Source organism: Pseudomonas lutea, from assembly GCF_000759445.1.
GTDB classification, from domain to species: domain Bacteria; phylum Pseudomonadota; class Gammaproteobacteria; order Pseudomonadales; family Pseudomonadaceae; genus Aquipseudomonas; species Aquipseudomonas lutea.
The window spans coordinates 282,068-301,816 of the sequence record NZ_JRMB01000002.1 but is presented as its reverse complement, the minus strand read 5'-3'; the positions used below and the strand labels follow the sequence as shown (position 1 = coordinate 301,816).

Below are 19,749 nucleotides of genomic sequence, written 5' to 3'. Positions count from 1 at the left end.
CAGGTTGAACGACCTGCATCGGCCGCTTAGTGCCGCCAGAACGCCGGGATGCACAGGACCAGCACGGTAATGATTTCAAGGCGTCCCAGCAGCATGCCCAGTGACAGGATCCATTTGGCGGCATCCGGCAGCGTCGAGAAGTTACCCGCCGGCCCGATGGTTTCCCCCAGCCCCGGGCCCACGCCGGACACGGTGCTGGCGGCGCCGGTCAAGGCGGTCATCCAGTCGAGCCCCAGCAGCGACAGCATCAGCGCGATCAGGCAGATCGTGAAGGTGAAGAAAAACGAGAAGGTCAGGATGGAACGCACGATTTCATCGTCAAGGCGGTGGCCGTTGTACTTCTGCTTGATCACCGCGCGCGGATGGATCAACTGGTGCAGGTTGGCGCGCAGGAGGATGTACGCGACCTGGAAGCGGAACACTTTCACGCCGCCCGCCGTTGACCCCGAACAGCCCCCGATGAATCCCAGATAGAAAAACAGCATCAGCGCGAAATTGCCCCACAGGCTGTAGTCCCCCAGCGCGAAGCCGGTGGTCGTCACGACCGAGGTCACGTTGAGTGCGACATGACGCAAGGCGTCGTACCACGGCAGATCGGTCGTCGCCCAATACCAGGCGCCCATCACCAGCCACGTCACCAACAGCAGCACGATGAAGCCCTGCACTTGCTGATCCTTGAGCAGTGCCCCGCGGTTGCCGCGCAAGGTCGCAACGTACAGGGTGAAGGGCAGGGCGCCGAGGATCATCACTACAATCGCCACCCAATGCACGGCGGGTTGCGGCCATTTCGCCAGTGACTGATCCGAAGTGGAGAAACCTCCAGTCGATATCGCCGACATCGCGTGGTTGATGGCGTCGAACAGGTTCATGCCGGCCCACCAGAACGCCAACGTGCCAAGTACGGTAATGCCGAGGTACACGAGCACGATGAATTTGGCCACCATGTGCGAGCGCGGCATGACCTTCTCGGAACGGTCCGAGGATTCGGTCTGAAACAGGCGCATGCCGCCGATGCGCAACAGCGGCAGGATCGCCACGGCCATGCCGATAAAGCCGATACCGCCCAGCCAGTGAAGCAACGAGCGCCAGATCAGGATGCCGGGCGACATGGTGTCCAGCCCGCTCAGAACCGTGGAGCCGGTCGCGGTGATGCCCGACATGCTTTCGAAAAAGGAGTCGGTGTAGCTGATGTGTTGGGTCAACAGGAACGGCAGCGCGGCGAACACGCAGACGATGACCCAGCTGCTGACGGTCAGCAGGTACATGTCCCGGGGCCGCAGGTGCACATGCTCGGGGCGGCCCTGGCCCACCAGCGCCAGCCCGGAGACGAAGGTGATCAGGCTCGACCAGAGGAACGACGGCATGTCGGCCGTGCGGTGGAAAATCATCAGAGTGATCATGGGCACGACCATGGCGATGGCCAGGGTGATGAGGAAGATGCCGATAATGAAACCGATGATGCGGAGAGTCGGCAACGCCATGCAGTCGCTCGGATCAGGAAGTGAGAGGGCGGCCATTTTACTCACCGGCTCGCCTGTGTAAACCGAGGCATTTCTGTGAGTGTTGTAAGTAATTGCCCTGGTTAATCGTTATTGAAGTTCAAGACTGCACCGAGGGCACTACAATGGCCCGTCATTTTTTCTGGAGACGACTTAATGGAAGCGCTCGACGTATTGCTTAATCGCGTGTCCGTGCCCCGCTTGATCGAGCCCGGCCCGAACGCCGAGCAACGTGAGATCCTGTTCAGCGCTGCCCTGCGTGCGCCTGATCACGGCGTTATCCGGCCTTATCGCTTCCTTACCGTAGAAGGCGAGGCACGCAACCGCATGGGGGAGCTCCTGGTCCAGGCCCTGATCGAGAAAGGCGGCGACGCAGATGCCAAGGCGCTGGACAAGGCCCGCAATGGCCCGTTGCGCGCGCCCTTGGTGGTCGTGGTCATCGCCAGCCTGACCGATCATTTCAAAGTCCCGAAGAATGAACAGGTCATCACCGCCGGCTGCGCCGCCCACGGCATCCTGCTGGCGGCCTACGCACTGGGCATCGGCGGCGTCTGGCGGTCTGGCGACTTGTCCTACACACGTCATGTAGCCAAAGGCCTGGGACTGACGGACAACGAAGAAGTCGTCGGCTTTCTTTACCTGGGCACGCCGCAAAACCCGCCGCGTGAAGCGCAAAAGCCGGACGTCAGCGAATTTGTCAGCGCCTGGCAAGGGTAAGGAAACCCACGTTATCCCGATGTTGACGACGGACGCCACTGTAGGACTGGCTTCAGCCGGGAAGGCGGTATGCGTAACGCCGAAAACTCGGGATGTATGTTCCGGCCTCTTCCCGGCTGAAGCCGGTCCTACTAATCACAGCATCCATTCAGCGGGACTGCGCAGCGGTCAGCTCGCGTGGCACCACGATGCTGGCTACAAATCCGCCCTGAGGGTGGTTGCCAAGGAGCAAACTGCCCCCATGCTTTTCAGCCGCTCGTTTGGCGATCGCCAGCCCTAGCCCATACCCTGGCGCGGTCTGGTTGGGCGCGCGATAAAACGGCTCGCCCAACTGCCCAAGGTGCTCGGGGTTGGCGCCCGGGCCATGGTCGCGCACGCTCAGTCGCAACTCATTCCCTTCAATGCTCGCGCTCAACTCGATAGGCTGCCCTACGGGATTGAACCGCAACGCGTTGCGCAACAGATTATCCAGCGCCCGCTCCAGCACACTCGGCCATCCCAGCAGTTGCACATCGGGCTGCACCGACACCGAGACCGTCTGCTCGGCGCTGCTCATCTCCGTTTCCGCCTGCAGATGCAGCAACAGCCCCGGCACATCGACAGGCGTCGCACTGCCCATGTCGGCATCCAGCCGCGCCAACGCCAGAATCTCGCTGATCAACTCCTCCAGCCGGTCGCACTCACGGGTCAGGCGTGGCCACAGTTTGTCGCGCTCGACCGATTCGGCGCGTTCGGCCAGCGCGAGAGCAATCCGCAGGCGCGCGAGTGGCGAGCGCAGTTCATGGGAGACGTCGCGAAGCAATTGACGCTGACTGCTGATCTGGCTTTGCAGGCGGGCGCCCATGCGGTTGAAGTCATTTGCCAGCACACCAAACTCGTCACGTCGATTGGCCAGTTGCGCGAGGCTGTTCTGCTGATACGTGGTCTGACCCAGATCATGCACGGCGCCGCGCAGGCGACTCAGCGGGCGCGTAATGGACAGTGTCACCAGCAAACTGAACAAGGTCAGCACCACCAGGGCAATGCCGAGCGCACTGAGCGGCCAGAGCAGGCTCTCGCGGTGCCATGCGTCAAGCTCCGGGTGCGGGATGCGGTAAATCAGCAGGTAAGTTTCGCCGGTCTTGGCGCTGGTGTATTCGGTGGTCAGACGACGCCACGGCAGAGGGCGTGTGTCGTCGTTCTGGCGTTCTTCGAACGCGGCCGCGCGGGGCGGAAAAGTGCCGGGGATGACTGCCTCGCCGCTGTCGTTCAGCACCTGAACGTCAATGTGGTATTTGCGCTTGAGGTCTTGCAAAAAGTCCTGCGCGGACTTTTCGCCTTGCCCCTCATACAGTTCAACCCATTTCTGCGGCAGGTTATGCAGCCCGGGATGACGGCTGAGAATCCACGCGTCCTGATTGAGCACATGCCCCATCAAAATCGACAGGCCTGCTACCAATGCAATGGCGAGCCAAAAGCTCGCGAGGATTCGCCAAAACAATGAACGCACGTGCTGCCCTCGAACCCGGGTCATTAAACAGAAAACCCGACGCGCCGGGGAGCGTGTCGGGTTGGGGGAAGTGTAATGCCGTGCCGCTGGCCCTTACTGGGTTTTTTGCGCTTTCTGCGCTTTCCAGGCTTCGAACTCGGCGCGGTCAGCGCGGCGCTGAGCTTCATCCTTCTGGATCTGGTCGAAGGTCTTCTGTTGCTCAGGTGTCAGCAACGCACGGACGTCGGACTGGGTTTTAGCGCGGGCAGCGTCCTGTTCATCCTCCATCGCCTTCTGGTCAGCGGCCGATAGCTTGGCCAGGTACTTCTGGGTGATCTCGTTGCGGCCATGCCATTGAGCGCCCATTAGCCTGTCGACTTGCTGACGTTGGTCGGGGGTCAGGTTCAGCTTGTCCATTGGGCCTTTGCGGTGATGCATGCCGGGGCCGTCGAAGCCTGGGCCGCCAGGGCCACCCATCGGACCGCCTTCTGGAGGCATGGCCATAGCAACGGTAGGCAGGGCTGCGGCGAACATCAAAGCCATCAAAGTCTTGCGCATGGTGAATCTCCTTGTCTCGATTTCGGCTCTGTGCCGGTTGAGGCCAGTTTAGGGAGATCAAGGTCAAGCGAGGTCAGGCATCGGTAAAGCTTGGGTAAAGGAGGCGCGCCGGGATGTTTACATGGGTGCCGATTCCTGAGTGGCGCGGAGCTTCAAGCTTCAAGCTTCAAGCCAAAAGCAGCCAGGCGCTGCCGATGCTGTTGCTCTTACTCGCAGCTTGCAGCTCAAGGCTTGCCGCTCCCAACTGCCTCGTCAGAGGCTGTAATAATACCCGCGGCTGCGCAGGGCTACGATGCGTGGGCGTCCGTCGGCGTGGGGTCCGATCTTTTTGCGCAGGTTACTGACGTGCATGTCCAGGCTGCGGTCGTACAAAGTGAGCTTGCGGCCCAGTGCCAGTTGTGCGAGCTCCTGCTTCTCCAGCGGTTCGCCAGGCTGGCCGAGCAAGGCCTCAAGCAAGCGCGCTTCAGAGACGGTCAAGGTGAACTCCTGCTCGTCGATCGTGACCACGCCGCGCGCGGGACTGAAGCACAAATCGCCCAGCTCGATCTGCGTGGACACCGCCGTCGGATGGCTGCGCCGCAACACCGCGCGCAAACGCGCGGTGAGTTCACGTGGATCGCAGGGTTTGGCCAGATAATCGTCGGCACCCAGCTCCAGACCCAGAATGCGGTCCAGCGGTTCGCCGCGGGCGGACAGCATCAGCACCGGAAGATCAGGGTGATCGGCGCGCAGCTGCTTGAGCAGTTCAAGACCACTGCCATCGGGCAGCATCACATCCAGCACCACCGCAGCAGGTGCCGATTCGGCGAGCGCCTTGCGGGCGCTCTGGCCGTCGTGGCAGGCGCGCACGACGAACCCTTCCTGACTCAACCAACTGCTCAGAAGCTCACACAGCTCCTGGTCATCATCAATAAGTAACAGCTCGCTCATGACTCACTCAATTTAGCCATTGCCGACGACGTCTACGCCAGCCGCTGGCAAAGATACCGCACAGGAGGGCTGACATAGCAACGCCGCCCCCCGCGACAAACCATTGTTGTTGTTCGGTCAACACCCTTGGCGGGGTCACCGACTGTGCTTCTTTGAGCTGCAGTCTAAGCCTTTGGTTCTCCTGGCGCAGGCGTCCGAGCTGGATACTTTCGCGTTCGCTATCGGCGCTCTGCAATTGCCGGTTCAAGTCATCGCGCTGCTTTTCGCTTTCACTCAGACGCTGGCGGAGCTCGGTCAGCTGAGCGGCCACACCGGGTAGCGGCAGCGCATGGCTGGCCGGATCGCTGGTGTCATCGGATTGCGCGGCAACACTGATCGCCGAAGCGGCCAATGCGGCCGTCAACACACACCACGGACGTAGACGCATCTGAACTCCTGGTTCTCGCGGCACCGGACTGGCGCACCGTTTTTATGAGTATCAGGCAGCGTATCGGCAGGGGAGTGCTGATGATGAGCGATCAATCGGGCGGGAAACGAAGGCGGCCCGGCAGGTGGATAGCCGGGCGCACCTGCAGGGAGTCAGGGCAGGACTTGCTTGAACGGTTTGACCACCACGTCGGCGTAGACGCCCGCGGCGACGTAGGGATCGGCATCTGCCCACGACTTGGCCGCGGCAAGCGACTCGAACTCGGCAACGATCAGGCTACCGGTGAAGCCTGCGGTGCCCGGATCATTGCTGTCCACCGCTGGCATGGGGCCTGCGAGGACGATGCGGCCTTCGGCCTTCATCGCATTGAGGCGCTCAAGGTGAGCAGGGCGCGCGCCTAAACGTTTTTCCAGCGAGTTGGCGACGTCGGTTGCCATGATTGCGTAAAGCATGTCAGTCCTCTCTTTTTTTGTTTGAAGGCTGGGTGGACGGGTCGGCGTCATGGATGTGGCGGGCCAGGAAAATGCCCTGGCCGACGAGGAACAGCAAGGTCATGCCCAGACTGCCGAACACCTTGAAGTCGACCCAGAATTCTTGATAAGTAAATGCAACATAGAGATTGGCCGCGCCACAAAACAGGAAGAACACGATCCAGGCGATGTTCAGCTTGGTCCATACCGCCTGAGGCAGGGTCAGGGCGTGGCCCATGATGCGTTGAATCAACAGACGGTCGCCGACAAAATGGCTGCCGGCGAAGATCAGCGCGAAGACCCAGTTGACCACCGGCGCCTTCCACTTCAGGAATGTTTCGCTGTGGAAAGCCAGAGTGAGGCTGCCGAACACCAGGCAGGCGATCAGTGTCAGCCACTGGCTTTTTTCCAGTTTGCCCTGACGGACATAAAGGACGCCGTAGACCACGAGCGAGCTGGCAATCAGCATCGCGGTAGCGCTGTAAATCCCGCCTACCATGAAGCTGTGGCCAATGACATCGACGGCTTGCGGGCTGATTTTATAGACGATGAAGAACAGGATAAGCGGGATGAAGTCGATGAATTGTTTCACAGTAAGAGCCAGAAGCTGGATGTGGCGGCATAATAACAAACATCAATGACTGCGAAAGCGCCCCTATGAACGTCGACCTGCACTGCCACAGCACCGCTTCCGATGGCGCCCTCGCGCCCGCGGTACTCGTCGCGCGTGCCCATGAGCACGGCGTAAAAGTGCTCGCGCTGACCGATCACGATACCCTTGAAGGGCTCGCCGAGGCCCGGACTGCGGCGCTTGCGCTCGGTATGCAGCTTGTCGATGGCATCGAGTTGTCCTGCACCTGGGGGGGCGCCACCATTCATGTGCTGGGCTATGCCTTTGATGTAAACGCTCCGCAATTGCGCGACGCCATCGAGCAATTACACACGGGCCGCTGGCTGCGGGCCGAAGAAATAAGCCGCAAGTTGGCGATGAAAGGTATGCCCGGCGCGCTGGAAGGTGCCCGCGCAGTGCAACAGGCACTGGGTGACAGTGGCAACGCCCCGGCCCGACCGCATTTTGCCGACTTTCTGGTGAGCCAGGGTTTCGTCAAGGACCGCGCCGAGGCGTTTCGCAAATGGCTGGGGGCCGGCAAGCTGGGCGACGTCAAACAACACTGGCCGACTCTTGAGCAGACAGTAGCGACCCTGCGCTCTGCCGGCGCCTGGGTCAGTCTGGCGCACCCTTCGCATTATGATTTCACCCGCAGCAAGCGTCGCAAGCTGGTCGCCGAGTTCATTCAGGCGGGCGGCCATGCAATAGAAGTGGTCAACGGCCTGCAGCCCGCCGATCAGGTCGGCAGTCTGGCTATCCTGGCCCGTGAGTTCGGTCTGCTGGTCAGTGCCGGCAGTGATTTTCATGCCCCTGGCGCCTGGTCCGAAATCGGCGTATATCGCCCATTGCCCGAAGACCTGCCGCCCCTTTGGTGTCGGTTCAAACATGACCAGCCTACTGCCGTCTGAACAGGAAGATACCGTGAGTCAATTTTTCCAGGTCCACCCGGAGAACCCTCAAACGCGTTTGATCAAGCAAGCCGTGGAGATCATCCGGGCGGGCGGTCTGGTGGTCTATCCCACCGATTCGTCTTATGCACTGGGTTGTCGAATGGAGGACAAGGCCGCGGTTGACCGTATCCGCCGTCTTCGTCAACTGGACGACAAGCACAACTTCACACTGATGTGCTGCGATCTGTCGCAGCTAGGCACCTTTGCCAAGGTCGACACGGCGGCCTTCCGCCTGCTCAAGGCGCATACGCCCGGGCCGTACACGTTCATTCTTGGCGCTACCCGTGACGTACCTCGTCTGGTCCTGCACCCCAAGCGCCGCACCATCGGCCTGCGCGTGCCCGGTCATCCCATCGCTCAGGCGCTGCTGCAGGAACTGGGCGAGCCGCTGATGAGCGTGAGCCTGATCATGCCCGGCGAGACCATTCCGATGAGCGATCCCCACGAAATGCGCGGCGTCCTTGAGCATCAGGTGGATCTGATCATCGATGCCGGCGAGGGTGGCATTTCTGCCTCCACGGTCGTCAACCTGACCGAAGGCGATCCGAAAGTGGTCCGGGTGGGCTGCGGCGATCCGACGCCGTTCGGGGTCGACGCCGAGTGACCGACGCGCAAACGCTTGAGGCTCGCACCGACCCTCAGGCCCACGCCCAGCAAGAGCTGCCGTTTGCGCTGGTTTACGGTCAGGCCGTCACGCAAATGCCGGTCGACCTGTACATTCCGCCCGATGCGCTGGAAGTTTTTCTCGAAACCTTCGAAGGCCCGCTCGACCTGCTGCTTTATCTGATCCGCAAACAGAACATCAACATCCTCGACATCCCGGTGGCGGAAATCACCCGCCAATACATGGGCTATGTCGAGCTGATGAAAACCGTGCGCCTGGAGCTCGCCGCCGAGTACCTGGTCATGGCTGCCATGCTCGCCGAGATCAAATCGCGCATGCTGCTGCCACGCTCGGAGATGGCCGAAGAGGAGGAAGGCGACCCGCGCGCCGAGCTGATTCGTCGTCTGCAGGAATACGAGCGGTTCAAGGCCGCCGCGGAGGGCATCGATAACCTGTCCCGAGTAGGGCGCGATGTGGTCGTGCCGCGGCTGGAAGCGCCTGAAGCGCGTGTGCGCAGGTTATTGCCGGACGTCGCCCTCGAAGAGCTGTTGATGTCGATGGCGGATGTACTGCGTCGGGGCGACATGTTCGAGAGTCATCAGGTCAGCCGCGAGGCGTTGTCGACGCGCGAGCGTATGAGTGATGTGCTGGAGCGTTTGAAAGGCGCTGGCTTTGTGCCGTTTGCCGAGCTGTTCACAGCGGAAGAAGGACGGCTTGGCGTAGTGGTGACGTTCATGGCCGTGCTTGAACTGGTCAAGGAGCAGCTGGTGGAACTGGTCCAGAACGAACCCTTTACGGTCATTCATGTGCGGGCGCGAGCCGAATAAAGGGCAAGAACTGAACCCATGAACCTCAACGAACCTCGCGATCTGGCACCCTTGCTTGAAGCATTCCTGCTCGCCTCGGGCAAGCCGCAGTCACTGGAACGTCTCTACGAGCTGTTCGAAGAAGGCGAGCGGCCCGAGCCTGCGGTGTTCAAAAAGGCCCTGACGCTGCTGGGCAAGTCCTGCGACAACCGCGCCTTTGAATTGAAAGAGGTCGCCACCGGCTACCGCTTGCAGATCCGCGAGAAGTACGCACCCTGGGTGGGGCGTTTGTGGGAAGAAAGGCCGCAGCGGTACTCCCGGGCACTGCTCGAAACCATGGCGCTGATCGCTTATCGCCAGCCGATCACCCGCGGGGAGATCGAAGACGTGCGCGGCGTTGCGGTCAACAGCAATATCGTCAAGACGCTGATGGAGCGCGAATGGATCAGGATCGTCGGTTACCGCGACGTGCCGGGCAAACCGGCGATGTTTGCCACTACCAAAGCATTCCTTGACCATTTCAACCTGAAAAACCTCGACGAACTTCCGCCGCTGGCCGACCTGCGCGAGATGGAAACCGAGCCTGTGCTCGAATTCGACGACGCCCCGGTGCCGGCGCATTTGCAAGCGCTGGCGGACGCGAGTCTTGAACCGGACCCCGACGCCGAACCCGAAGCACCTCGCGATGAGACCAGTTTCCGCAGCCTGCTGGCTGAGCTCGATTCCATGGAGCAGGGCCTGAAAATCGATTTCGACGATTTATTGCTCGATGAGGCCAATAAAGAGTCTGAATTGGAAGAACCGCCGCAGGACGATGAAGATCCTCGGTGACGATCGCTGTGGCAGGAAAATGCACAGCGCCCAATTTCTCACTCAGGCGAACCCATGAGCACCAAGAATCCCTGCATCAGCCTCTGCAAGTTCGACGAAGAGATATGCCTCGGCTGTGGCCGCAGCAAACGCGAGATCAAGTCGTGGAAAAAGATGGAGAAAGACGAGAAGCGCTCGGTACTGGCCGAATCGGCTCAGCGGCTGATCAAGCTCAAGGGTGCCGGTCGGCGGAAAAAGAAGTGAGGCTGTTTTTTTCATCTAGTCTCTGATGCGCAACGCGCGGCATGCGCGTATGATTCGCGACCTTTTGGCGATCTCCACGCGCCGGGAATTCAGTTTTCAGCCCGATCCGGGTTTAGCTTTGCGCTCACTCGGAGCGCTCTGCACGGAGCCGGGCAACAGGCCTTGCCCACTCGCGCATGGCCTGATTCGACACACCGGGAGGTGCCCAGATGAGTGAACAAGACAAGCAGGACAAAGAAATCGGCCCAGCAGGCGAAAAACTGCAGAAGGTCCTGGCGCGCATCGGCGTTGGCTCGCGCCGCGACGTCGAAGCCTGGATCGGCGAAGGCCGCATCAAGGTCAACGGCGTACAGGCCACCCTCGGCCAACGCGTCGACCTGCATGACGCCATCACGGTCGACGGTCGCGTCATCAAGCGCGAAGAAGCCGCCGAAACCGTTCGCCGCGTCATCATGTACAACAAGCCGGACGGCGAGATCTGCACCCGTGACGACCCTGAAGGCCGTCCTACCGTTTTTGATCGCCTGCCGCGTCCGAAAGAGGGCCGCTGGATCAACATCGGTCGTCTGGACATCAACACCACCGGTTTGCTGATGTTCACCACTGACGGTGAGCTGGCCAACCGCCTGATGCACCCTTCGTTCGAAATGGACCGCGAGTACGCTGTGCGCGTGCGCGGCGAGGTTGACGACGACATGCTGGCGCGCCTGAAGGCCGGCGTGGTGCTGGAAGACGGTCCGGCGCGCTTCACCGACATTCAGCAGGCGCCGGGTGGCGAAGGCTTCAACCATTGGTACCACTGCGTGGTCATGGAAGGCCGTAACCGTGAAGTGCGTCGGTTGTGGGAATCCCAGGGGCTGGTGGTCAGCCGCTTGAAGCGCGTGCGTTTCGGTCCGGTGTTCCTGAACTCCGACCTGCCGATGGGTCGCTGGCGCGAGATGAGCCAACAGGAAGTCGACATTCTCAGCGCTGAAGTGGGCCTGAAGCCTGTCGCCATGCCGCAAATGACGGCCAAGACCAAGGACAAGCTGGAGCGTCTGCAGCGTCAGTCGTCGCGTCCGTTGGGCAAAGGCGAGCGCGTGCGTCAGCTGCGTCCGGCCAAGGACGCGGTGTCGGCTGACCGTCCTGCCCGCGAACCGCGTCTGGCCGACGGCGAGCGCCCTGCGCGCAAGCCTGCCGAGAACGGTCGCCCGGCACGTACGCCGCGTCCCGCCATTGGCGGTCGTGGTGACAATGCTCGTGGCGGTAACGCCCGAGGCGAGAGTCCTCGCTCCGACAGCGGTCGTGGCACGCCGGTCGCCGAGCGTCCGAGCGACATGAACAAGCGGCCTGCAAAGCCAAAGCCTTCGCGTCCCGGCATCGGCCTGGTGGATGACAAGACCCCGTCCGGCAAACGCCGCGGTCCGCCAAGTGGCTCCGGCCAACGCCCGGGCTTCGGCCGCCGCAAGCCTGAGTAATGCGGCAGTGAAACACTGACAGCGGTCTGCAACACGAAAAACGCCAGTCGAGAGACTGGCGTTTTTTTATGCGCGCTTATGATTCAGACGACGTAAGCGGTCCCGTCGAACACCACGCGCTTGTCCACGGCCAGTGATCCGCTGTTGAAGATCAGGTCCATGTGGTGACTGCCCTTGGCGCCGCCGCCCAAGCCTAGATGCAACCCGCAATGGCGCTCTTCGAAACCTGCGTTGCGCGCGTACAGCTGACTGACGCCTTCGTTGGTGCCGATCCCCAACTCCTCGATACGCCGGTTCGAGGGATTGGCGTCCAGATATTTATTGAAGTCGTGCTCCAGCCCCGGTACGTCGGTGGCGATGCGGGTCACAACGGAGTTCTCGATCCACAATTCCAGTGGTGATTCGATAATCCCGTATTTGCGCGCAAAAGGGATGGTGCTGAGAAACGTGCCAAGAAACCGCACATGACCGTTGATGGATTCGCTGTGGGTGGCAATCTCGCCGGGTGCCAGGTCGTAGTTGCCAACGCCGTTGATATTGGTCCACTTCTTTAGCTCGCGCAGCGGGGCCTCGAAGTACGAGCCGTGATCGTCGCTGAAGCTGAGGGTCTCGCCTTGGTTCATGGTGTCGATCAGCGCCGCATTCAGCTGCGCGATGCGCTCGGGCTCAATGCTGAAAGCATCGTAGAAATAGTCGCCGTAATCTTTGAACAGCAGGGATTTCTTCCACTGGGCCGACATCACTTCCTGCAACTGGCGTATGAACGGCGGCCCCTCCGCCCGAGGATTGGGCAGAGTTGAGGCGTCGTAGAACAGGACGAAAAGGTCAGAATCGGTGATTGCCTCTGCCAGTTCACCGACCGGGGAGGAGTCCAGCGGCAGGGTGTTGAAGCGAAAGCAATCCCGCGCCGTCGAGCTTTCAATAATGCCATCGATGATGCGGCGGTATTCCGGGGTGTGGGCCAAAAGTACCTGGGGAGTGGTCATGCCGGTAACGGCGGGGTGGCGTTGCAGGTAATACAGGAAATGTTCGATTGCGCTGCTGTTATCCATAGTGCGCTCCGCTGCGAATGCTCAAAACAAGAGGGCGAACGCGTCGGCCGCGTTCGCCCTTCGGCTGTTTTAGAACGGCCACATGGCGGTGCCAAACGCCACCACGGCGTCGGCTTGCATCATCTCCACAGCGGCATCATGAGTCGGTGCTTCAAACCAATCGTCCAATTGCAGTTCTTCTTCGAGAGCCAGTTCAACTGTTTGCATAGATGAATCTCCTGAGAATGACGTACTTGCCGAATGCAGCGAGGACCGTACCGCGGAAGTCACGCGTCCTCGTCATGGAAGCACACTGACCTTCGTGGCCAGCAAGCACTGAAAAAACTAGTGCAATAGTCAGCCTGTTGCAAAGTAAAAAATGAGTCGTAAATACTGGCATTTCGCCGAATTTTTCGAAACTTGCAGCGAAAACAACGTTAGGGAGCTTTCGATTTTGATGAATTATTTTTGCGACAGAATTGTGTCGCCCAGATTGGTGGCGGCAACTTCCCGGCTGAAGCCAGTCCGCCCGCCGGGAATTCTTTCGCCGCCAAACGCCACGTGAGCGGTGTACAATGCGCGCCCGTTTTTTCTGTGGTCCATTGGCGTCTGGACGCCACCGCTCGGGATTATCCATCCCGTTTCCCTCCGCCGCGTCATGAGCGCGACGGGTTCGATTCCGTCACAGACCAGAACGCCAAGGTGGCTAGACAATGAGTGAACACATGTCCCATTCGGGCGACTTGAAGCGGGGTCTGAAAAACCGCCACATCCAGCTGATCGCCCTCGGTGGCGCGATCGGTACGGGCCTGTTCCTGGGTTCGGCAGGGGTCCTGAAATCTGCCGGCCCGTCGATGATCCTTGGCTACGCCGTGTGCGGCTTCATCGCTTTCATGATCATGCGCCAGTTGGGCGAGATGATTGTCGAAGAGCCGGTGGCCGGGTCGTTCAGCCACTTTGCGCACACCTACTGGGGCGGGTTTGCCGGGTTTCTGTCTGGCTGGAATTGCTGGGTCCTTTACATTCTGGTCGGCATGTCCGAACTGACCGCCGTGGGCAAATACGTCCAGTACTGGTGGCCGGAGATCCCTGCGTGGGCTTCGGCTGCGGTCTTCTTCGTGATGATCAACGTCATTAATCTTGCCAACGTGAAGGTGTTTGGCGAGGCCGAGTTCTGGTTCGCGATCATCAAGGTGGTGGCCATTCTGGGGATGATTGCGCTGGGCAGTTATCTGCTGGTGAGCGGCGAGGGCGGCCCGCAGGCCTCCGTCAGCAACCTGTGGGACCGGGGCGGTTTCTTCCCCCACGGCGTGAGCGGATTGGTGATGGCGCTGGCGTTTATCATGTTCTCCTTCGGCGGCCTGGAAATGCTCGGCTTTACCGCAGCGGAAGCCGATCAGCCGCGGACCATCATTCCGAAGGCAATCAATCAGGTCATCTACCGGATCCTGATTTTTTACATTGGCTCTCTGGTAGTGCTGCTGTCGCTGACACCCTGGGACGCGTTGCTTGTAGACCTCAATGCTTCCGGCGACGCCTACAGCGGCAGCCCTTTTGTGCATGTGTTCTCGATGCTCGGCAGCACCACAGCGGCGCACATCCTCAACTTTGTGGTTTTGACGGCAGCCCTGTCGGTGTACAACAGCGGCACCTATTGCAATGCGCGCATGCTGTTTGGCATGGCCGAGCAGGGCGATGCGCCGCAAGCGCTGGCGCGGGTTGACGGTCGGGGTGTTCCGGTGCGGGCGATCCTGGTCTCGGCGGCTGTGACGCTGATTGCGGTCCTGCTCAACTACCTGATGCCGCAGGGCGCGCTGGAGTTGCTCATGTCGCTGGTGGTCGCCACCCTGGTGATCAATTGGGCAATGATCAGCTATTCCCACCTCAAATTCCGTCAGCACCTGACCCGCATCGGTCAGCGCCCCCTGTTCAAAGCGCTGTGGTACCCCTTTGGGAACTACCTCTGCCTGGCGTTCGTGGCACTGATCTTGGTCATCATGCTGTTGATTCCGGGCATCCGTGTCTCGGTCTACGCCATTCCGGTATGGGTGGCGGTGATGTGGGCGTTTTACGTGGTCAAGAACAAACGCCTGGCCCGGAGCGAGTCGATGGCCCAGCGCACCTCGATCATCAAATAATGCGAAAGCCGCTGCCCGCCTGGCAGCGGTTTTTCAGGACCCAGGGTTTTCATGCTGATCATTTCCAACAACATCCACTTGCCGGACAGCGACGTCGAGCTGACCGCCATCCGTGCTCAGGGTGCGGGTGGTCAGAACGTCAACAAAGTCTCCAGCGCCGTGCACCTGCGGTTCGACATCAATGCCTCGTCGCTGCCGCCGTTCTACAAGGAACGTCTGCTGGCGCTGCGCGACAGTCGTATCACCAGCGAGGGCGTGGTCGTCATCAAGGCGCAACAATACCGGACCCAGGAACAGAACCGAGCCGATGCGCTGGAACGGTTGAGCGAGATCATTATCAGCGCCGGCAAGGTCGAGAAGAAGCGCCGACCGACCAAGCCCACCCTGGGCTCGAAGACGCGCCGGCTGGAGTCGAAAACCAAACGCGGGTCGATCAAGGCAGGGCGAGGCAAGGTCGATTTTTGACCGGTGGGGCTGTATCAGGCCGTCGCCTTTATTACCTTGCTGCCTGTCTGGAAAAAACGGCGACCTGGGCAGTTTTGCAGTCATAGGAGCCGGCTTGCTGGCGAACCGTAATGTGCCAGTGCGTCCCTGCTGGCCTGGCGTCACGCGGTCGTTGGCAACCAGGCTCCTGCAGCAATGGGGGCGTCAAACTGCGGCAGGTTTTTCGCGCATCGCCTTGGCCTGTTTGTGCAGATACACGCTCAGTCCAAGTCCGCTCACCGCGGCGAGGGCCGCAAACAGGAAGATTGACGCAAAGCCGAATCCTGCGGCGACAGCGCCCGCCACGGGCCCCGTGATGCCCAGCGACAAGTCGATAAACAGCGAGTACGCGCCCACCGCCGCACCGCGACTCGCCGGCGGCACCAAGTTGACCGCTTCGACGCCCAGGGCCGGGAACACCAAGGAGAACCCGAAGCCGGTCAGTGCGGCACCCGCCAGGGCCAGGTTCGGGTTGGGCGCCAGCCACAGCAACAGCAGGCCCAGCGTCTCTACCGACAGGCAGACGATCGCGACGCGGAAGCCGCCGAGGCGATTGATCAGGTTGCCAAACAGCAACCGCGCGCCGATAAAGCACGCACCGAACAGGCTCAGGCACAGCACCGCGTTGGGCCAGGAATGGCTGGCGTAATACAGCGTAATGAACGTTGCGATGGTGCCAAAACCGATGGAGCCCAGCGCCAGCCCAGTGCCATGGGGTAGCACACGGCCGAGTACGTGCAGGAACGGCAGCCGCTCGCCGTGGACTAGCGGTGCAGGGGTTTTCTTCCAGGCCAGGGAAATGCCCAGCGCGGCCAGCAGCATGATGCTGACCCCCATGCTCCACAGCCCCAGCGCGTTGACCAGCAGCACGCCCAGCGGAGCACCAATGGCCAGCGCGCCGTAGCTGGCGATGCCATTCCAGGAAATCACTTTTGCGGTATTGGCAGCGCCCACTCTGCCAATGCCCCAACCGATGGACCCCGATCCGACCAGGCTTTCTGCACTGCCAAGCACTAGACGACCGATGAACAGGCTGATCAGGCTGACCATTGGCCATGCGTCGAGCCAGTCGGCGAGGAGCATGAACACCCCACTCAAGCCGCAGCCGAACAGGCCGACGATCACCGCTTTTTTCGGGCCGCGGGTGTCGATGATGCGACCGGCATACGGACGGCTGAGGAGCGTCGCAAGGTATTGGACGCTGATGACCAGTCCGGCGGCCACCGCGCCGAAACCGAGATCGGTGTGGACATAGCCTGGCAATACGGCAAGCGGGATGCCGATATTCAGGTACCCGATGAAGGTGAACAGGACGATGGAAACAACCTGCAGCGTGACGGCCATAGGACGTTGAGGGACAGCGCTCGAAGCGTCTGGCATGGGCATAGATCCACGGTTACGACTGAAAGGAAAGGCGAGGGTTAAATCTGATTGAAGCGTAGACGCTTGAGTTCCCGCGAGGGCACATCAATAGCGAGGTGTGACTGTCGGTGGGGAAGAGAATCGGGACGATCTGGAGTCGGGACGACTCGGATGTGAGCAGGGGTACAAACTGGCGCGAATGATTCAGCCCTTATGGAAATACGCCTTGAAGACGCTCTTCCATAGGGGCTGAAAAATCAGCCTTTAGCGCGGGCTTTGGGCTTTGTTGCGGTCACTGCTTTTGCTGCCTGCCTTCATTTCGATCGGCTGACCGAGTTCCTGGCGAGCTGCTGCGCTTTGCTGGGTCTGGCTTGGGAAGGGGAAGTTGGGGATTTCATGCATATCGTCGCTCCTCACAAGTTGTTGCCGCTGAATTGAACAGCGCGTCCTAAAACGCTCAGGGAGGATACAGCAGTACAAATGACAATCAGACTTTTAAATGCGGGCCGCCGGTCATGTAGTGAACACGCGCAGCTACAACACGCCTTCTGGATGCGGACGGAGCAGTGAAGAGCCCGCGGGCCCGCGAACGCCTGGTCCTGAATGCCTGGCCCCGCATGCCGTTGCGCACACAGGCCTGGCTAATCGCAGGCCAGTGTGCGCGGCACGCTGCCGTCTCAGTCCTGACACACCGCAGCAAACGCCGCCGCCAGTTCGTCCAGCCGCTTTGCGTCGATGCCTGCAATGTTGGCTCGCCCGGCCGCCACCATGTACACGCTATGCTCGTTGCGCAGGCGATCCACTTGGTGGTCGTTCATGCCAGTGTAGGAAAACATTCCGCGTTGCACGGCAATGTGAGCGAAGCGTTCGCCCAGGCCCAGCGGGGTCAGCGCGTCGACAAGGCCCACGCGCAGCTGTGCTATACGGCTGCGCATGGCTTCGACCTCTTCGGCCCACAGCGCTTTCAACTCGGGATCACCCAGGATTTCGGCGACCACCGCAGCGCCATGATCCGGCGGGTTGGACCACAGATTACGGGCCGTGGCTGACAGTTGGCTGCGTACATCAAGCAGCTTTTCCGGGGTGTCTGCGCAGACCAGCAACGCGCCCGTGCGCTCACGATAAAGGCCGAAATTCTTCGAGCACGAGCTGGTGATCAGCAGCTCGGGCAGCGCCGCGGCAAACAGCCTCACCGCCCATGCGTCTTCCTCCAGACCATCGCCAAAGCCCTGGTACGCGAAGTCAATCAACGGCAGCAGGTTGCGTTGTTTGACGATCTCAAGCACCGCATGCCAGTCATCCTGGGAGAGGTCAAAACCCGTAGGGTTGTGGCAACACGCATGCAGCAGCACGACGTCGCCTTCGGGGATGGTGTTCAGCGTCTCCAGCATGGCTGGCACGTTGAGCGTGTTGTCGCTGCCCACGTAAGGATAGTGACTGACCTTCAGGCCGGCAGCGGCATAGATGGTTTCGTGGATCGGCCAGGTCGGATCGCTCAGCCAGACGCCTTTGCCGGGGAGGCAATTGGCAATGAAATCTGCGCTCAGTCGCAGCGCGCCGGTACCGCCGGGTGTTTGCGTGGCGCCGACACGTTTGCTCGCTATCAGGGGCGAATCGCCTCCCATGACCAGCTCACAGATCAGCGTGCCGAAACGCGGTTCGCCATGCCCGCCGATGTAACTTTTGGTGGGCTGCGAGTCCACCAGGCGCTGCTCGGCGAGTTTCACTGCGCGCGGAATGGTCGTCAGGCCCTGCGCGTCTTTATAGACCCCAACGCCCAGATCGAACTTGTTCGGGTTCGGGTCTTTGGCATAAGCCTGGATCAGGCCCAGGATGGGATCGTCCGGTACGCGCTGAATCTGTGAGAAATGCATTTACTTACGGCCCTCGGCGCCTTTGGCCACCTCGTCTGTGCGGGAGGCCATGATGAAGTCATTGCGGTGCAGCCCCTTGATCGAGTGGCTCCACCAGGTCACGGTCACCTTGCCCCATTCGGTCAGCAGACCTGGGTGGTGACCTTCGGCCTCGGCAATTTCGCCGACCGCGTTGGTAAACGCCAGCGCAAATTTGAAATTCTTGAACAGAAAGACTTTTTCCAGCTGCATGACGCCGTCACGCACCTCGATGTTCCAGTCTGGGATCTGTCTTAGCAGGTCGGGCAGCTCGGCCTCGCTGACTTGAGGGGCATCGGCGCGGCAGGCTTCGCACTGGGATTGGTTGAGAGCGGTCATGGAGAGGTTCCTTTATCGGGGATCGGGTTCAGGCGGCCCGGGGTTCAGGCGGCTTTTGTCTTGGCGGGAAACTTCGGTGCGTGCAGGCCTTTTTCGCAGGCCGTACGGGTCATGCCCATGATGTCTTCCTGCGCGAGGTCGAAGAGACGCTTGAGGTCAGGCAGCACAAAATAAAGCGGCTGCAAAATGTCGATTCGGTAAGGCGTACGCATGGCTTCAATGGGGTCGAACGGCTGATGCTCGGGGGTTGATGACACGCTGTACACCGTTTCCTTGGGCGAGGAAAGGATGCCACCACCATAGATTTTGCGCCCCTGCGGTGTGTCGACCAGTCCAAACTCGATGGTCATCCAGTAGAGGCGGGCAAGATACACCCGCTGCTCTTTGCTGGCTGCCAGACCGAGCTTGCCGTAAGTGTGGGTAAATTCTGCAAACCAGGGGTTGGTCAGCAACGGGCAGTGTCCGAAAACCTCATGAAAGATGTCGGGCTCTTGCAGATAGTCGAGCTCTTCCTGGCTACGAATGAAGGTCGCGACGGGAAATCGCTTGCTCGCCAGCAGTTCGAAGAATGTCTGAAAGGGGATCAACGCGGGTACGCGCTCCACTTGCCAGCCCGTAGTGGCACCGAGAACGCGATTGATCTCGCCCAGTTGCGGGATGCGGTCGTGAGGCAACGCGAGCTGATCGATTCCATCCAGGTACTCCTGGCAGGCGCGCCCTTCGACAACCTTCAGTTGCCGCGTGATCAGCGTGTTCCAGACCTGGTGCTCGGCCTCGGGGTAGTCAATAAACCCGGTGGCGTCCGGCTCGCGGGCGACGTAATGCGTACTCATGCGGCTCTCCTGAATGGCTTGTTCTTATATGCAGCAAAGCGGTCGCGCGTTGGCGCAGCGCTCTATAGATAGCCGATTCTCCGGGTTGGATGTCGCAGGGC

The 19,749-nt window shown here is 60.7% G+C and carries 23 protein-coding genes; 9 read left to right on the top strand and 14 right to left on the bottom strand.

Annotation, left to right across the window (positions count from 1 at the left end):
• Positions 1 to 26 precede the first annotated feature (26 nt).
• Positions 27 to 1,481, bottom strand: coding sequence for a TrkH family potassium uptake protein (locus tag LT42_RS13520; RefSeq protein ID WP_037017252.1), 1,455 nt, complete (start codon positions 1,479 to 1,481; stop codon positions 27 to 29).
• A 174-nt stretch (positions 1,482 to 1,655) separates the two neighbouring features.
• Here LT42_RS13520 and LT42_RS13515 point away from each other — a divergent pair, with 174 nt between their 5' ends.
• Complete coding sequence (locus tag LT42_RS13515) at positions 1,656 to 2,216, top strand: NAD(P)H nitroreductase (protein WP_037013787.1); 561 nt, start codon at positions 1,656 to 1,658, stop codon at positions 2,214 to 2,216.
• A gap of 148 nt (positions 2,217 to 2,364) precedes the next feature.
• Here the strand turns inward: LT42_RS13515 and LT42_RS13510 are convergent, their stop codons facing one another.
• The 6 genes from LT42_RS13510 to LT42_RS13485 all read right to left on the bottom strand — a co-directional run bounded on the left by LT42_RS13510 (position 2,365) and on the right by LT42_RS13485 (position 6,661).
• Positions 2,365 to 3,705, bottom strand: coding sequence for a sensor histidine kinase (locus LT42_RS13510; protein ID WP_037013784.1), 1,341 nt, complete (start codon positions 3,703 to 3,705; stop codon positions 2,365 to 2,367).
• A 93-nt stretch (positions 3,706 to 3,798) separates the two neighbouring features.
• Positions 3,799 to 4,242, bottom strand: coding sequence for a Spy/CpxP family protein refolding chaperone (locus LT42_RS13505; protein ID WP_037013782.1), 444 nt, complete (start codon positions 4,240 to 4,242; stop codon positions 3,799 to 3,801).
• Between the two features lie 252 nt (positions 4,243 to 4,494).
• On the bottom strand, positions 4,495 to 5,172 hold the full coding sequence (locus LT42_RS13500) for a response regulator transcription factor (RefSeq protein WP_037013780.1): 678 nt from the start codon (positions 5,170 to 5,172) through the stop codon (positions 4,495 to 4,497).
• Positions 5,173 to 5,179: 7 nt separating this feature from the next.
• Complete coding sequence (locus LT42_RS13495; protein WP_037013778.1) at positions 5,180 to 5,599, bottom strand: SH3 domain-containing protein; 420 nt, start codon at positions 5,597 to 5,599, stop codon at positions 5,180 to 5,182.
• A 152-nt stretch (positions 5,600 to 5,751) separates the two neighbouring features.
• Entirely contained in the window at positions 5,752 to 6,051 is a 300-nt protein-coding gene (locus LT42_RS13490) for a YciI family protein (RefSeq protein WP_037013777.1), read from the bottom strand.
• Between the two features lies 1 nt (position 6,052).
• Positions 6,053 to 6,661: a septation protein A gene (locus LT42_RS13485; RefSeq protein WP_037013776.1), complete on the bottom strand. Its 609-nt coding sequence runs from the start codon at positions 6,659 to 6,661 to the stop codon at positions 6,053 to 6,055.
• A 65-nt stretch (positions 6,662 to 6,726) separates the two neighbouring features.
• Between LT42_RS13485 and LT42_RS13480 the strand changes: the two genes are divergently transcribed.
• The 6 genes from LT42_RS13480 (at position 6,727) to rluB (ending at position 11,570) form a co-directional block, all read left to right on the top strand.
• On the top strand, positions 6,727 to 7,587 hold the full coding sequence (locus LT42_RS13480; RefSeq protein ID WP_037013775.1) for a PHP domain-containing protein: 861 nt from the start codon (positions 6,727 to 6,729) through the stop codon (positions 7,585 to 7,587).
• 13 nt (positions 7,588 to 7,600) lie between these two features.
• Positions 7,601 to 8,233: an L-threonylcarbamoyladenylate synthase gene (locus tag LT42_RS13475; protein ID WP_037013773.1), complete on the top strand. Its 633-nt coding sequence runs from the start codon at positions 7,601 to 7,603 to the stop codon at positions 8,231 to 8,233.
• A 128-nt stretch (positions 8,234 to 8,361) separates the two neighbouring features.
• Positions 8,362 to 9,060: a segregation and condensation protein A gene (locus tag LT42_RS13470; RefSeq protein ID WP_162835415.1), complete on the top strand. Its 699-nt coding sequence runs from the start codon at positions 8,362 to 8,364 to the stop codon at positions 9,058 to 9,060.
• Positions 9,061 to 9,078: 18 nt separating this feature from the next.
• Positions 9,079 to 9,870 carry an SMC-Scp complex subunit ScpB gene (scpB, locus tag LT42_RS13465; RefSeq protein WP_037013769.1) on the top strand — a complete coding sequence of 264 codons (792 nt, stop codon included), beginning with the start codon at positions 9,079 to 9,081 and terminating at the stop codon, positions 9,868 to 9,870.
• A 54-nt stretch (positions 9,871 to 9,924) separates the two neighbouring features.
• A complete protein-coding gene (locus tag LT42_RS13460; protein ID WP_037013767.1) occupies positions 9,925 to 10,113 on the top strand; it encodes a DUF1289 domain-containing protein in 189 nt (62 codons plus the stop codon).
• A gap of 209 nt (positions 10,114 to 10,322) precedes the next feature.
• Positions 10,323 to 11,570 carry a 23S rRNA pseudouridine(2605) synthase RluB gene (rluB, locus tag LT42_RS13455; RefSeq protein WP_037013765.1) on the top strand — a complete coding sequence of 416 codons (1,248 nt, stop codon included), beginning with the start codon at positions 10,323 to 10,325 and terminating at the stop codon, positions 11,568 to 11,570.
• An 83-nt stretch (positions 11,571 to 11,653) separates the two neighbouring features.
• Here rluB and LT42_RS13450 read toward each other — a convergent pair whose 3' ends face one another.
• Both LT42_RS13450 and LT42_RS26025 read right to left on the bottom strand, forming a co-directional pair.
• Positions 11,654 to 12,622, bottom strand: a complete 969-nt coding sequence (locus LT42_RS13450) for a CgnE/CgnB domain-containing protein (RefSeq protein WP_037013763.1) — start codon at positions 12,620 to 12,622, stop codon at positions 11,654 to 11,656.
• Between the two features lie 69 nt (positions 12,623 to 12,691).
• Positions 12,692 to 12,829 carry a hypothetical protein gene (locus LT42_RS26025; RefSeq protein ID WP_037013761.1) on the bottom strand — a complete coding sequence of 46 codons (138 nt, stop codon included), beginning with the start codon at positions 12,827 to 12,829 and terminating at the stop codon, positions 12,692 to 12,694.
• A gap of 485 nt (positions 12,830 to 13,314) precedes the next feature.
• Between LT42_RS26025 and LT42_RS13440 the strand changes: the two genes are divergently transcribed.
• Positions 13,315 to 14,739, top strand: a complete 1,425-nt coding sequence (locus tag LT42_RS13440; protein WP_037013758.1) for an amino acid permease — start codon at positions 13,315 to 13,317, stop codon at positions 14,737 to 14,739.
• A gap of 51 nt (positions 14,740 to 14,790) precedes the next feature.
• Positions 14,791 to 15,204 (top strand): alternative ribosome rescue aminoacyl-tRNA hydrolase ArfB, encoded by a 414-nt coding sequence (gene arfB, locus LT42_RS13435; protein WP_037013757.1) that lies wholly within the window; start codon positions 14,791 to 14,793, stop codon positions 15,202 to 15,204.
• A 183-nt stretch (positions 15,205 to 15,387) separates the two neighbouring features.
• Here the strand turns inward: arfB and LT42_RS13430 are convergent, their stop codons facing one another.
• From LT42_RS13430 to phhA, 5 genes are all read right to left on the bottom strand, one after another.
• Positions 15,388 to 16,602, bottom strand: a complete 1,215-nt coding sequence (locus LT42_RS13430; RefSeq protein WP_037013756.1) for an MFS transporter — start codon at positions 16,600 to 16,602, stop codon at positions 15,388 to 15,390.
• 246 nt (positions 16,603 to 16,848) lie between these two features.
• Positions 16,849 to 16,986 (bottom strand): hypothetical protein, encoded by a 138-nt coding sequence (locus LT42_RS26020; RefSeq protein WP_162835406.1) that lies wholly within the window; start codon positions 16,984 to 16,986, stop codon positions 16,849 to 16,851.
• 275 nt (positions 16,987 to 17,261) lie between these two features.
• Entirely contained in the window at positions 17,262 to 18,458 is a 1,197-nt protein-coding gene (locus tag LT42_RS13425; protein ID WP_037013754.1) for an amino acid aminotransferase, read from the bottom strand.
• The gene (locus tag LT42_RS13420; RefSeq protein WP_037013752.1) at positions 18,459 to 18,815 is read right to left on the bottom strand and encodes a 4a-hydroxytetrahydrobiopterin dehydratase; all 357 of its coding nucleotides are present in this window, start codon (positions 18,813 to 18,815) and stop codon (positions 18,459 to 18,461) included.
• 44 nt (positions 18,816 to 18,859) lie between these two features.
• Positions 18,860 to 19,648: a phenylalanine 4-monooxygenase gene (gene phhA, locus LT42_RS13415; protein WP_037013751.1), complete on the bottom strand. Its 789-nt coding sequence runs from the start codon at positions 19,646 to 19,648 to the stop codon at positions 18,860 to 18,862.
• Between the last annotated feature and the right edge of the window lie 101 nt (positions 19,649 to 19,749).

Excerpts from the sequence above, each read along its gene's own strand:
- LT42_RS13430 (WP_037013756.1), bottom strand. The coding sequence starts at position 16,602 with ATGCCAGACGCTTCGAGCGCTGTCCCTCAACGTCCTATGGCCGTCACG.
- LT42_RS13450 (WP_037013763.1), bottom strand. The coding sequence starts at position 12,622 with ATGGATAACAGCAGCGCAATCGAACATTTCCTGTATTACCTGCAACGC.
- LT42_RS13440 (WP_037013758.1), top strand. The coding sequence starts at position 13,315 with ATGAGTGAACACATGTCCCATTCGGGCGACTTGAAGCGGGGTCTGAAA.
- LT42_RS13520 (WP_037017252.1), bottom strand. The coding sequence starts at position 1,481 with ATGGCGTTGCCGACTCTCCGCATCATCGGTTTCATTATCGGCATCTTC.
- LT42_RS13490 (WP_037013777.1), bottom strand. The coding sequence starts at position 6,051 with ATGCTTTACGCAATCATGGCAACCGACGTCGCCAACTCGCTGGAAAAA.
- LT42_RS13500 (WP_037013780.1), bottom strand. The coding sequence starts at position 5,172 with ATGAGCGAGCTGTTACTTATTGATGATGACCAGGAGCTGTGTGAGCTT.
- scpB (WP_037013769.1), top strand. The coding sequence starts at position 9,079 with ATGAACCTCAACGAACCTCGCGATCTGGCACCCTTGCTTGAAGCATTC.
- rluB (WP_037013765.1), top strand. The coding sequence starts at position 10,323 with ATGAGTGAACAAGACAAGCAGGACAAAGAAATCGGCCCAGCAGGCGAA.
- LT42_RS13425 (WP_037013754.1), bottom strand. The coding sequence starts at position 18,458 with ATGCATTTCTCACAGATTCAGCGCGTACCGGACGATCCCATCCTGGGC.
- LT42_RS13515 (WP_037013787.1), top strand. The coding sequence starts at position 1,656 with ATGGAAGCGCTCGACGTATTGCTTAATCGCGTGTCCGTGCCCCGCTTG.
- LT42_RS26025 (WP_037013761.1), bottom strand. The coding sequence starts at position 12,829 with ATGCAAACAGTTGAACTGGCTCTCGAAGAAGAACTGCAATTGGACGAT.
- arfB (WP_037013757.1), top strand. The coding sequence starts at position 14,791 with ATGCTGATCATTTCCAACAACATCCACTTGCCGGACAGCGACGTCGAG.
- LT42_RS13480 (WP_037013775.1), top strand. The coding sequence starts at position 6,727 with ATGAACGTCGACCTGCACTGCCACAGCACCGCTTCCGATGGCGCCCTC.
- phhA (WP_037013751.1), bottom strand. The coding sequence starts at position 19,648 with ATGAGTACGCATTACGTCGCCCGCGAGCCGGACGCCACCGGGTTTATT.
- LT42_RS13460 (WP_037013767.1), top strand. The coding sequence starts at position 9,925 with ATGAGCACCAAGAATCCCTGCATCAGCCTCTGCAAGTTCGACGAAGAG.
- LT42_RS13505 (WP_037013782.1), bottom strand. The coding sequence starts at position 4,242 with ATGCGCAAGACTTTGATGGCTTTGATGTTCGCCGCAGCCCTGCCTACC.
- LT42_RS13420 (WP_037013752.1), bottom strand. The coding sequence starts at position 18,815 with ATGACCGCTCTCAACCAATCCCAGTGCGAAGCCTGCCGCGCCGATGCC.
- LT42_RS26020 (WP_162835406.1), bottom strand. The coding sequence starts at position 16,986 with ATGCATGAAATCCCCAACTTCCCCTTCCCAAGCCAGACCCAGCAAAGC.
- LT42_RS13495 (WP_037013778.1), bottom strand. The coding sequence starts at position 5,599 with ATGCGTCTACGTCCGTGGTGTGTGTTGACGGCCGCATTGGCCGCTTCG.